Annotated in this window: 8 protein-coding genes; 6 read left to right on the top strand and 2 right to left on the bottom strand. The window is 55.3% G+C overall.

Annotated features, from left to right (window positions below; translation table 11 throughout):
- Positions 1-73: 73 nt before the first annotated feature.
- From AC1EKE_RS05895 to rny, 6 genes are all read left to right on the top strand, one after another.
- Positions 74-457, top strand: coding sequence for a BlaI/MecI/CopY family transcriptional regulator (locus AC1EKE_RS05895; protein ID WP_296165306.1), 384 nt, complete (start codon positions 74-76; stop codon positions 455-457).
- A gap of 1 nt (position 458) precedes the next feature.
- Positions 459-2,033 carry a TonB family protein gene (locus tag AC1EKE_RS05900; RefSeq protein WP_480308656.1) on the top strand — a complete coding sequence of 525 codons (1,575 nt, stop codon included), beginning with the start codon at positions 459-461 and terminating at the stop codon, positions 2,031-2,033.
- 526 nt (positions 2,034-2,559) lie between these two features.
- Positions 2,560-3,444 (top strand): ACP S-malonyltransferase, encoded by an 885-nt coding sequence (gene fabD / locus AC1EKE_RS05905; RefSeq protein WP_480308657.1) that lies wholly within the window; start codon positions 2,560-2,562, stop codon positions 3,442-3,444.
- 17 nt (positions 3,445-3,461) lie between these two features.
- Positions 3,462-3,785 carry a hypothetical protein gene (locus tag AC1EKE_RS05910; RefSeq protein WP_296122577.1) on the top strand — a complete coding sequence of 108 codons (324 nt, stop codon included), beginning with the start codon at positions 3,462-3,464 and terminating at the stop codon, positions 3,783-3,785.
- 51 nt (positions 3,786-3,836) lie between these two features.
- Positions 3,837-4,202, top strand: a complete 366-nt coding sequence (locus AC1EKE_RS05915; protein ID WP_297128595.1) for a cell division protein ZapA — start codon at positions 3,837-3,839, stop codon at positions 4,200-4,202.
- A gap of 18 nt (positions 4,203-4,220) precedes the next feature.
- Positions 4,221-5,831 carry a ribonuclease Y gene (rny, locus tag AC1EKE_RS05920; protein ID WP_297128598.1) on the top strand — a complete coding sequence of 537 codons (1,611 nt, stop codon included), beginning with the start codon at positions 4,221-4,223 and terminating at the stop codon, positions 5,829-5,831.
- Between the two features lie 656 nt (positions 5,832-6,487).
- On the opposite strand, the gene AC1EKE_RS05925 is transcribed toward rny, so the two are convergent.
- Positions 6,488-9,598, bottom strand: a complete 3,111-nt coding sequence (locus AC1EKE_RS05925) for a hypothetical protein (protein WP_480308658.1) — start codon at positions 9,596-9,598, stop codon at positions 6,488-6,490.
- A gap of 30 nt (positions 9,599-9,628) precedes the next feature.
- Complete coding sequence (locus AC1EKE_RS05930; protein WP_480308659.1) at positions 9,629-12,757, bottom strand: hypothetical protein; 3,129 nt, start codon at positions 12,755-12,757, stop codon at positions 9,629-9,631.
- Positions 12,758-12,768 lie beyond the last annotated feature (11 nt).

Genomic DNA, 12,768 nt, shown 5'->3' on the forward strand with positions numbered 1-12,768 from the left:
TCCGCTCTTGTTGCTTATCTACGAAATTATCGTAACTTTGCTACGAAGAAATCGTAGAAGAAGAATTTAGAGTATGAGCAACAACCACTTTCTGAACGGTCTCTCCCCACTGGAGGAAGACTTTATGAGGGCACTCTGGCAGGTCGGCAAGGGTGAGATCAGTGACGTGATCCCGCTGATGGAGCAATCCGAGACCCCCTACACCACCATTGCCTCAGTGGTGAGCAAGCTTGAGAGCAAGGGCTACGTGGCACGTGTCGGCAAGCGTCGTGGACACGTATACGCTCCTGAGGTGACTCAGGAGGAGTATTATGGCAAGACCATTAAGTATGTGGTCTCCAATTTCTTCAAGGGCTCCTACAAGAGCCTCGTGCAGCACTTCGCTGAGGAGGAGGTGGTGAGCAAGGAGGACATCGAGGAGATCCTGAGCCTAATTGAGAGAGGAGAGGATAAGTAGTATGGAGCCGATCGTCTGGATAGAGTACTTGGCGATCTCGGGGATAGGGCTGCTCCTCTTTTATCTCTTAGATGTGGTGCTGCTACGCAAGAGTTCGCTCCTCTGCACCAAGCGGTACTTCTACATCATCGCCATACTGACCTGCCTGCTCCTACCCGCTGTCAGTCTCACGCTCGGCGACAGAGAGGAGAGCCAGAGCAAGGAGATCCTGCCGGTCGTTACGATAAGGATAGAGGAGGCGCCGGTGGTGAGTGAGGGAGAGAGTGTAAGCAGACCGATGAGTCGGGCTGAGCTTCTCCTCCTTATCTGGGGCGTGGGTGCACTCATCACCACCGGGTGGATCGCCTCCGGGTACTACAGGCTCCACCGTCTCAGACAGAGTGCCACACCGGTAGCGCACAAGGAGGCTGCCATCTACCTTACCGACGAGGAGATCGCCCCCTTTACCCAAGGAAAGTCCATATACCTTCCTCGCTCTCTCGAGGGGAGCGAGATGATCGATACCATTCTGTCTCATGAGCTGGAGCACATCAGACAGAGGCACTACAGAGATATCACCATCGGGACGATACTGCAGATCGTACAGTGGTGGCATCCGTGCACATGGGGTCTGCTCCAAGATCTGCGCAATAACCTTGAGTACCTTGCTGACCAGGGAGTACTGCGAGAGGGCATCGACCGGAAAGCCTACCAGCATCTGTTGCTGAAGTGCACAGTGGGTCGAAAGGTGGAAGTGCCCTCACTCTCATTCTCAATGCAAAATCTAAGAAATCGAATTACCATTATGAATAACAAAAAGAAAACGAGTAGCAAGATGTCCGTCGTCTATGCCCTCTTCGCCACACCGATCCTCGCGCTGGTCGCCCTGGGGACACAGATGGTGTCTGTGGAGCAAATGCAAGCGGCTCCCTCTGACACCGTCTCAAGCCTTCCTTCCGAGCAGGCAGACTCGCTGCCCCACTTCCGGGGTGGGGAGAAGGCTCTCCTCAGTTGGCTCAACGATAATGTCAAGTATCCCGAGGAAGCGGTCAAGGCAGGCACCGAGGGAAAGGTCATCGTCTCCTTTTTTGTGGAGGAGGACGGGACGGTCACTCATGGGGAGGTAGTACAAAGTGTCACAGCGGCACTCGATGCTGAGGCTCTTAGGATCGTGTCGATAATGCCCAAGTGGGTACCGGGTCACTCTGGAGGAAAAGCGGTCCGGTGCAAGATGATTATCCCGGTCATCTTTAAGCTCTCACCATCGAGCAGCAAAGAGAAAGGGATACCGGATCAGCCCGATAAGACTCCGGAATTTGTAGGAGGACAGAAAGCTATGATGGCGTGGCTCTCTCAGAACGTCCAGTACCCCGAGGAGGCACAAAAGGCAAAAATGTCCGGCACCGTCTACACGTCATTCGTCGTAGAGAGTGACGGAAGCCTATCGGACTTCAAGATCCTGAAGGGCGTCAGCAAGTCGCTGGACGAAGAGGCTCTCCGAGTCGTCCGCAGTATGCCTAAGTGGCAGCCGGCGACAAAGGACGGCAAGCCCATAGCTGCGCGGATGAGCGTCCCTATCCGCTTTATGATCCGCTAGGAATCGGAGACGAAGTGAGAGGCTATGAGGTCGGCAATCCCCGGGCGCAAATAGCACCACAGACGGAGCACTCCGCATGAGTGCAATAGAGACTGAAGAGGGTGTGTCCGCAAGAGGGCACACCCTCTCATTATTTACATCTGTTCCGTTAGTCGTCAATCGATAAGGTCGTCCATAAGAGCCGACAGAGAGGTACCGGTAGGGCACGGCAATTTTGAAATACCTGAGGACAGTCCACACTGAGGTTACAGGGAATATCTCATTGAGAAAGATCGGGAAGTCGGTCTTAGTCAAAACTAAAGCCGGTAATAGAAACGGAGGATCTCTGCCGGCTGACAACCAGTACCTTGCAGAGATCTCTTCACAGCTCCTGCGTCAAGGCTGTGAGCCCGACGGCGACTGATGGTCAATTCTGATGTATCCGCCCTGCGCATGTGTTGAAAAAGCTTTCCGATACTCCTCTCTTTTACTTATCTTTGTGGGAGTAGTTTTTAGAAACCCTATTCTTAACGATACATACAATCATATGCTAGCATACGTTTTCCCCGGCCAAGGATCCCAGCACATAGGCATGGGTATGGCCATGTATGATAATAATCCTGAGGCGATGCGCCTTTTTGATCGTGCGGATGAGATCCTCGGCTTCGGTCTGAGTAAGATCATCTTTGACGGCACGGAGGAGGAGCTGAAGCAGACCGCTGTCACGCAGCCTGCCGTCTTTGTCCACTCCTACATCTCCGCAGCTGTCCTCGGCTCTGAGGAGAAGCCCGACATGGTGGCCGGTCACTCTCTGGGAGAGTTTACCGCCCTCGCTGTCGCCGGGGCGCTCTCCTTTGAGGACGCTGTCCGACTCGTACATATGCGTGCCGTGGCTATGCAGAAGGCCTGCGCAGAGGCTCCATCGACGATGGCGGCTATCATCGGTCTTCCGGACGCCGATGTGGAGGAGATCTGTGCCAATATCCTTGACAAGCTGGTCATACCTGCCAATTACAATAGCCCCGGGCAGGTGGTCATCAGCGGCTCCATCGATGGAGTCAATCAAGCCATCGAGGAGGCGAAGAAGGCCGGAGCCAAGCGTGCCATTGCTCTGAAGGTGAGTGGTGCATTCCACAGCCCGCTGATGGAGCCGGCTCGGCAGGAGCTGGAGCAGGCGATCCACCAGACGCACATCCAGACCCCCCGCTGTCCGATCTACCAAAATGTAGACGCCAAGCCACACACCGACCCCAAGGAGATCGAGAGCAACTTAGTCAAGCAGCTCACCGCCCCTGTACTCTGGTCGCAGACGGTACAGCGCATGATCGCTGACGGAGCGGATCGCTTCATCGAGTTTGGCCCGGGTAACACCCTGCAGGGGCTTATCCGCCGCATCGACCGAAGCGTCACGGTAGAGGGACGAGAGGGCTGATTTCTCACGCCACACCAGTGTCAGAGAGTACCGATCACCGGTCCCACGAGGGGGATGCCCTCCATCGCGTAGAGCTAAGGACGTCTTACCTCATAGAGCGCTACCAAGCGCTTCGGCAGGAGGTGGAGTTACTTAGAGACCAGAATGGTCAGCTCCGTAGTCTATTAGCCAAGGAGACGACAAGAGCCGACGGACTGGAGCAGAAGCTCGCCCTCAGGGCGCCCATCTCAGCCGATGACCCGGACGTACGCAAGTCTGCAGCGGGTCTCTACGCAGAGATCGATGATCTCGTGGAGACCGTGGACGATGTACTTCGCCTCTTAGAGACCCACGTCAAGTAATACCGACTGACACCGTACTCACTACCTACCACCCAACGCGCCACAGCCGTCATGCCTGACAGATCCCCGGATATGCAGGCAGAGACGCCTGTACCCACTCTCACCCGCGTGATCAACCTCCGCGTGGGGGAGGTCCCGATGGCCGTCACCATTCCCCGTGAGGAGGAGGCGGAGGCCACCCTGAGAGCAGCCGCCAAGGAGCTCAATCACCTCCTTGACGAGTACAGGTCCCAGTACGACCTCACGACCATCGAGGCACTCACCTACGCTGCCATCCACCTCGGTCGCGACAAGTACCGCCTACTGCAGCAGCAAGAGCACGCCGACTACGAGGGACGACTCGCCAAGCTCTCAAGGGACCTTGATCAGGCACTTGATGGTCTGAGTACACAGACCTCCCCCAGAGACAACACTTAGATAAAGACATACCACTATATGAGTCCCATAATAATTGCGATCATCGTCGCCATAGTCCTACTGGCATCGGGCTGGATTCTGCTCAATAAGCAGAACGAGCGCCATGCTCAGAGGCTCTATGAAAACGAGATCGCCAAAGCCAAAGAGGCTCGGCAGGAGTACCTCGACCAGGCCAAGGTCACTCGAGACGAATACATGGCCAAGGCGAGAGAGGATGCCGAGATGCTCCAGAGAGACAAGCTCCTGAAGATCAAGGAAGAATTCCTAAAGCGCAGGGCCGAGCTCGCAGACGAAGTACAGGCTCGTCAAGCCTCACTCCAGTCCATCGAGGACAAGCTCAAGAAGCGCGAGGAGCAGCTCACCAAGCTCCAGGACGACATGTCCCGCCGCTCACAGGCGATAGAGGAGGAGGGAGTCAACCTCAAGAAGCAGATCGACTTCAATAAGGCCAAGGAGGCCGAGCTCGAGGCGCTACGTCTCCGCCAGCTTGAGCAGCTCGAGGAGACCAGCGGTCTTACCAAGGAGCAAGCCAAGGCGCAACTGATGGAGCACCTCAAGAGCGAGGTCAAGTCCAGCGCCGCCATCATGACCAATGAGATCATCGATGATGCGAAGCTCAAGGCAAATGCCGAGGCGCGCAAGATCGTCATCAAGACCATCCAGCGCATCGCCACCGAGACCGCTATCGAGAATGCGGTCACCGTCTTTCACATCGACAACGATGACATCAAGGGGCGCATCATCGGTCGTGAGGGGCGCAACATCCGCGCCCTCGAGGCTGCCACCGGCGTCGAGATTATCGTCGATGACACCCCTGAGGCGATCCTGCTCTCCTGCTTTGACCCCGTCCGCCGAGAGCTGGCACGTCTGTCCCTCCACGAGCTGGTGCAGGACGGACGCATCCACCCCGCCCGCATCGAGGAGGTGGTCGAGAAGACTGAGAAGCAGCTCGAGGAGGAGATCATGGAGACCGGTGAGCGAACCGTGATCGACCTCGGCATCCACGGCATGCACCCTGAGCTGATCCGCCTCGTCGGCAAGATGAAGTACCGCTCCAGCTATGGGCAAAACCTCCTCCAGCACAGCCGCGAGACCGCCAACCTCTGTGCCGTCATGGCCTCGGAGCTCGGACTGGACGCCAAGAAGGCGCGCCGTGCCGGACTCCTCCACGACATCGGCAAGGTGGCAGACGAGGAGCCACAGATGCCCCACGCCCTCCTCGGCATGAAGCTCTGCGAGAAGTACAAGGAGAAGCCGGACATCTGCAATGCCGTCGGCTCCCACCACGATGAGATTGAGATGAGCACCCTCATCGCCCCCATCATCCAGGTCTGCGATGCCATCAGTGGCGCACGACCCGGAGCACGGCGCGAGATAGCAGAGGCCTACATCAAGCGACTAAAGGCACTTGAGGACCTCGCACTCTCCTACCCCGGAGTGATCAAGACCTACGCTATCCAGGCAGGTCGCGAGCTCCGCGTCGTTGTCGGGGCCGACAAGGTCGACGATGCCGGCACGGTCGAGCTCTCCAATGCGATCGCTGAGCGAGTACAGGACGAGCTCACCTACCCCGGTCAGGTCAAGATCACCGTCATCCGGGAGCGCCGCGTCGTCTCCTACGCCAAGTAATCCGCCACCACCCCAAAAAAGAGGGTGCGTCATCCGTATGGGATGGCGCACCCTCTTTTTTTTGAAGCTACAGAAGACCGCAGCACAATAGCTATAGTCGATAGGGGACTTGGGGAGGGGGGACGTACCTGATCTTTACAGCTATGAAAAACGCCCCCTGCCGGGGTGCCGCTCCGCCTCCCCTCGCCGAACGAGGTCGGATAGTGCTCCCCAAAGGGGGACCCTTTAGGGGAGGGGTTGCTCTCGCGTAAGTCTAATACCGATATTAGTGTCGTCTAATACCGATATTAGTGATCACTAATATCGGTATTAGAATTTCCCCACTTATATCGCCTCTTCAGAGAGCCGGCTTGCCTCGTCGTCGTCTCACCGCCGGAGCCTGTCCCGAAGGGGCGCAAATGGGGCCATCTAATAGATGGTACACCGGCAGGCGTAAGGATGGCCGATGCACAGGGAGCGTGCATCCCCGTCGGGGTGCCGTCGCTCGTGTCCGACCTCTCGGATCAACTGATGATCAGCGAGAGGGTACCAAAAAGAAGGGTGTACCCATCACGAGCACACTCTCCTTGATTATATCAATATCCTGTGTCTAAGAGGATATTGGTATACACATATATGAAGCTTAGTTTACTGATGTACTCGCATCAGAATAGCGATTATTCGATAGTATTGTTCTGGATACAGCGGATCGGATTGGAGAAGTTGCCGTTCCAGTACTCAATGAATGCATTCTGGTACTCAAGGGTAGCGCGGAAGGCATTCATACCATCAGAGCTGAAGTTTGCCCAGTATGCAGTCTTGACCCCCTCGCTGACGATACTGAAGGCTGCGTCAGTACTCATGGCACGGAAGCCGGCGAAGGGAAACCAGCAGCTCACCTTATCGTCGTTGTAGAAGAAGACCCCGTTATTGATCATACCATCCTTAGCGGCAGCATCCAGCCCCTCACTGGGCAGGTAGTCCTCGGTACCATTGGCATAGATACGGGCCTGAGAGAGGTAGCGATTGAGCCTGAAGAGCTCTGCATAGCTTGGTACCCTCCACCCTTCGGGGCAGGGGTCGTTATAGCTTTTGCTTGTCGGCATCTGCATCACATTGGTCGCCATACCTACATAGTACGACCAGTTCCAGGCATCGTTCAGCCTACTCGCATTTGAGTTTCGTGCGGGGAAGGTACCGTACATTCCCCAGGAGAAGTAGCCGTCATTAGCCTCAGGGACATTACGCCCAGCAAAGTTATACCGTGTCTTATTATTCCCATAGCTATTAATTCGTGCCGGGTCTACGGACCGACGAAAGTAAGAGGTCTTATCACCTCCGTAGGTAGCTGTCGGTACAGTGGTACTCCCGCCCCACTCAGAGGGTGACTTGTCAAAAAATCGCCCGTAGGCATAGATCACCGGCTCATCTCCCGGGTGGGCTATCGGGACAGCGCATGCATAGAGCAGGTCGCGCGGCGGGAGGACCTGACCATACCGGTCCGTCTTGATGACATAGCGATTCCTATCGCTTGATCCTCCTACGAAGCGTGAGACCTTGAGGTTGCGGTCCATCCAGATCTCCTTGCCTATCCGGACATACCCCCCCTGATAGACCATAATGCGCTTAAAGAACTGATCCCCGATGATATCAACATACCCCTCGCGCGCAGGATAGAGCCCACCGATCTCTTCCCCCTGATTATTTGGCGGGAGAGTGACGGTGAAGGTACTATTGTAGGACCCCTTGTCAAAGGTCGGCTGCGTAACAATGATCCAGTCGTGCGAAGCCTTGACCTCCCACTTCATCGTCGAGCTAACATCGATGGAATAGGTCTGAGCTTCCGTCTGATAGAGACTGCTCTCAATGACTCGTGTGGATCGCTCCACAAAGGGCTTCTTGGGCTCACTATCGGGATAGGTGATCCGATAGTCCAGTCCCAGTCCGGAGACCACTCGAATGGTAACAGACCTGGAGGGGTAGTCCGGATGGTAGGGCAGCAGCTTCAGCTCGATATATCCCTCCCTATAGAAAGACCCCTCTGGCAAGCCATCCGCCACGATCGTGAGCGAGGAGGGTCCGATATATATGGGGCGATCTAAGTCATTATCCACATACGAAGGCTTCGTATCCAGTGTGACATGGATCCACTTGTCCTCCTCGGAGAGATCGGGGTCGAGGAGATCGACGCCCTTAGAGTCATAGATCTTGCTGATGTACCAATAAGTGTCCGGGAAAGTGGTAGCGATAGTGGAGTAGAAGACCTCTCTCTGTGCTCCATTGCTGACATGGAGCGAGGGATCAGCATCGAGGTTATCGAAGTATCCATCATCCGGCTGCTGTGAGACCGGGATCTCCGTATAGAGATTGGGGTGGCCTACCACGCTCACACAGATGATCGCTTTCCTGACCGGAGATCTTTCCCCTATGCCCTCCATATTACTGTAGTCAGGCAGGGGCTTACGTGTGATAATAAGGCCATCGGGCCGACCACTATCTTCGTTAATATTCACCTCTACCTTCAGCCAATCATCATAGAGAGGTTCAGACTCAGCCGGATCGACATAGACTACCCTTGTCTGTATCTCAGGATTTGGGGCGTTTGTCTCGAGACGAAAGGGATCAGTCCGACCATCCTTCACCAATTGCAGATCTCGATCCTCCATGGCGAGATAGTACTGGCCGTCAGACTTAACATACCTGTAGTCCCTCCCGAATTTGGAGATAAAGTTGTCGGCGTCCTGAGCGTACTCCAGCACGAGATTGGTAGCCTTATTGGCTTTCGCCTCCTCTATATCATAGTACCCATAACCCCTCACCTCATTGATAGTAATAGTGTACAGACTATTGCGGGATATAAGTTGCTCGCCTCTGTAGTCAGCAGGGTCTATCCGGAAGTAGCCCCAGTCCGTCTTTCCCTTGAAGAGGTGGAGGATCAAGTAGATCGACTGGTCGTTGGCGGGGTTAGTGTCCTCTGAGTCACCGGTCCTGTCGTAGCTGAAGTACTCGAGGGTAAAGAGATGTGCCACTCTGCTATCATTACCCAATGAGATCTGTGCCCCATTATACCTCTCCCCGGCTACGGCGGGAGTGAGACTCTTGCCGGTGACGGGGTCTCTGTGCGGTGAGAGGTAGCAGCTCTTGGCACCATTGTAGAGCTGCACTGAGGCGATCGTGTACCGATTGTCGTTCAAGTGCACCTCTATCTGTGAGACTAACCTCTGGAGTCTCATAGCCACTCGCTCAGTGGCGGATATGGTTACGCTTTTTGCCTCACCATACATAATAAATGGGGCCCAAAGCTCATCCTCACTCTCTGAGATGGTCACCACCATATCACTCAGAGCCTGCCTCGTGGTCACCGTCTGTAGGGCACCCTCGAGAGAGGCGGTGGGATTGGCCACGGCATAGAAGTCGTAGGAGCCCTCAGCGAGATCCAGCCGTGTGGAGAAGAGACCGGAGATGACAGGTGAGCTACTGTAGTCGAGCACCACCCTGGTGAGTGGAGCTGCCGGGTCGGTCGAGGGAGCATAGAAGAGGTAGATCTTCCTCACCTCAGCCTCATTTTCGAAGTCTCCTCCCTCGACAGACTTGAGCGTAGGCGTATTCCCGAGCCGAGACTTGCCAAATCGGGGTACGGTAAAGTCGATCTGCACCTCGGTGCCGTGACGCGAAGGGACAAGCTCCTCGGCCATCTCTCTCTGCTGAGTGCATGCTACCGCAAGGAGCAGCATCACCAGCGTCCCTAAGTAGCGACTCGAGCGGGACCATATATCACTGGATATCATACTTCTCATAGTCCTTCTTTACTTCCTTTGTCATTCTCCAAGCTTCACACAGCGTACCGAGGCACTCTCAGCGGCATTTTGTATGCCCATCTGCACTCTGGATGGCGTCACGATCATGGTATAGCTAGCCTGCAGCATATTATCTGCATCACCAGGCTTGAGTGGATCCTTCTCAGCTTGCTTGTAGTACCCTATAGCCCCCGAGAGGTCAGTAGAGTTCCACGCAAGCAGACGAGCCCCGGCTGCCGGCAGGAAGAAGGGTGTTGCCTGGCGATCGTCACGATGCTGGCTGTCGGGGATCCAGGTCCTCCAGCCACTATTCTTGACACCCATATCCCCATAGGTGTAGGTGAGATCGGGGTGGCTATCCCAGGGGAACGTATTGGGGACACCATACTGACCGCCTCCGAAGTCGCTCATCGTAGCGACGAGATCCTTCATATCCTGCTGCTTGGGGAGACCCCATCCCGGGGGGCAGGGATTGAGCGTGTATCCTACCTGCAGAGGTTCCAGTTTGTATTGAGCTTTAGCTTTGTTCCAGTCGAAGGAGTAATTCTGGTAATTCCCGGTATAGCTACCGAACCAAAAGAGCTGGTACTCTGTATACTTTAGTCCGGAGCGATAGTAGTATAGTTCGGGATGACTCTCATAGAAGTTTCCCGCATAGTAGCCGGACTGTGGCGCACCGCAGGGGAAGAGACCGTCGTCTCCATAGTCTCCTCCGACATTACGACTGGATGGTGTCGGTGCGAGGTAGTGGTTACTCTTGCCATAGGCCCCATAGACCGAGGTAGGCAGCCCGATCGGATTGGCGTAGGGGTAGAGCATCGGGTAGCCCTCATTCGTATACGAGTCGTACTCCTCGGAGAAGAGGTAGCCGGTCTTGAGGTTACGATCCAGCCACCTCTTTCCATTGATCTCCAAGTAGCCTCCCTGATAGACATCTATCCGATCCACACCAAGGTCGAGGATGGGAAATCCCTGACTGTCCTCGGCGTTACCCTTGTAGATGATCGAGAGCGTAGCCGCCCTAGCCTCCGGATAGACATAAGCCTTCTCAGTCTCATCATAGTGGGGTATGGTCTCATTGGGCTGGATCGTCACTTTCAGCCTTTGAGTTTTCTTTTCCGTCCCATAGCCCTCCATTGTCCCGTAGTTAAAAGCTATAGGCTCAAGCGTGATCCACGACTTGGCTCCCGCCGGCGTCACCTCGGCACTCCACGAGCAGTTACTGGTGACATCGACATAGAAGACCGATGGCTGGTTCCTTTGCATATCGGTCTCGATCACATAGCGATCCCGCTTCATATCTCCGGGATAGTCCTCCGGGTAGGTGATCTTGTAGTCAAAGCTGAAGTCCTGCGTCACGTAGATCGTGCTGAAGTAGTAATTATAGGAGCCGGTCTGGATAACTACCTTGGCAGCACGAGGCATAGCCTTAGCCATCTTCTTGGTCTTGATGACAACGTCACCCGCGCCGATGGTAGAGACCAAGTACGCCTCATCTTCGGAGGCAAAGGCTTCGTCAAAGTCCCACTTCTTGCCATTGGGGAGAGTGACCGACTCGATGAATTCGTACTCCTCCTTGAGAGTACTGTCAAGGACCTGCTTCCCATCAGCATTCTTGTCACGGACGGACACGTAGCCCTTGCCGGGGACGTAGAAAAGGACGTCCCTGACAGACCATGACTGTCGCTCGATGGGGAGGATAACATGGGACCTAAACTCCTCCGCCTCACCGCTGTCTGAGAAGAAGTCAGTCGGGTTGACTGACATATTGAGTGCATCGGAGTAGAAGATCTGATCGGCCCTCTGTCGTACGTCGATACGGAGCTTCAGGTCATCGGTATGTATCCCCTCCGCCCGGACAAAGGCGTACGCATCGCGCTGCTCATTACTATTATTCTGGAAGCAGCCGACATTCAGCCTGTAGCGCCGAGCCCCATTGGGACCGATCACATCAGTGCCCCCTCCGTCCGGAGAGAGGGACATCGTCGACCAAGTGGCCTCTTCGAAGGGAGGGTGATCCTCGTCCTGAGTCTTCTTCCTGACCACAGGAGGGATCAGCACCAGAGAGGGGACATTGGTCTCTATGGTGGTGGAGCGCTGCTGCTGGATGGCATCGTACTCAAAGAACACCCGATCTGCGGAGATGTAGTAATTGTCGAAGAATACCACCTCACTGCTATTGGTCATGTCCCAGTCGGCGACCGTGAAGACTACAGTCTTATTTGCGGTATTGGCCACAGCCTCCTCGAGGGTATTATAGCCGACACCGATCACCTTGACGACATTGAGCCGGTAGTGGCGACCATGCTGAAGGGACTGGACGCCCTCCTTGACATTGAGGGCGACACGATAGTAGGAGCTGACACCATGATACCGTCCCCTGAAGATCACGTACGCCTCCTTGGTCGGGTCGTTCTCTACCCGCTTCGGGTAGCTGTAGACCCTCTGACCGGTGGAGAGCTTACCGCTATTTGCCGGGGCGGAGGTGTAGCCGGCAACTGTAGCGGGATCATCCTGCTGCAGGTAGCCATTGGTCTCACCATTGTATAGATACCACTCGTCCTCCAGCTCAAATCCATCCTCAGCTCTTGCGGTGGAGATAATGTCGACAGCAAAGACGCTTCGCTGCAGCTCAGCCCGGATATTGGTGTATGTCTGGACATTATCCGCACTCACCTCACCATACATCAGGAGGGGTGTCGAGGGAAGACCCGTGCCGGAGCTGACGAGGCGACTCCTGAGCTGGACAAGCGTCGTGGGGCGGAAGGTGGCAGGTAATTTCTCATTGGCAATCACCGCAATCCTATAGCTTACCCCCGCTGTCAGTGCGATAGGGTACTGATACTCCGTGTCGCTCACTTTCTTCAGGTCATTGCTCTGATCTATCCGTACAGGAGAGCCGATGAGAGTGCCATCCGGCTTGGCGAGGATATAGTAAAGTGAGGTGACCGCCTTCTCTTCATCCGTCTCTCCAGAGGGGGCATCCGGTGCGGCACGCAAGAGCACCTGACTCTCTGCCAGGTGAATATTGATCATCACCGTGACCTCGCGACCCGGCGTCAACTCGTCGCCCTCCATACGGGGGTCACGGCAACTTCCCAGTGTGAGGAGAGAGAGTAGGAGTAGGGCAAGGGTGTATATCTTATTCATAGCGAACTCAT

The sequence above is a fragment of the Porphyromonas sp. C0041D3 genome, from assembly GCF_056590575.1.

Coding starts and splice junctions, on each gene's coding strand:
- AC1EKE_RS05925 (WP_480308658.1), bottom strand. CDS start 9,598: ATGATATCCAGTGATATATGGTCCCGCTCGAGTCGCTACTTAGGGACG.
- AC1EKE_RS05915 (WP_297128595.1), top strand. CDS start 3,837: ATGCCTGACAGATCCCCGGATATGCAGGCAGAGACGCCTGTACCCACT.
- AC1EKE_RS05895 (WP_296165306.1), top strand. CDS start 74: ATGAGCAACAACCACTTTCTGAACGGTCTCTCCCCACTGGAGGAAGAC.
- AC1EKE_RS05930 (WP_480308659.1), bottom strand. CDS start 12,757: ATGAATAAGATATACACCCTTGCCCTACTCCTACTCTCTCTCCTCACA.
- rny (WP_297128598.1), top strand. CDS start 4,221: ATGAGTCCCATAATAATTGCGATCATCGTCGCCATAGTCCTACTGGCA.
- fabD (WP_480308657.1), top strand. CDS start 2,560: ATGCTAGCATACGTTTTCCCCGGCCAAGGATCCCAGCACATAGGCATG.
- AC1EKE_RS05900 (WP_480308656.1), top strand. CDS start 459: ATGGAGCCGATCGTCTGGATAGAGTACTTGGCGATCTCGGGGATAGGG.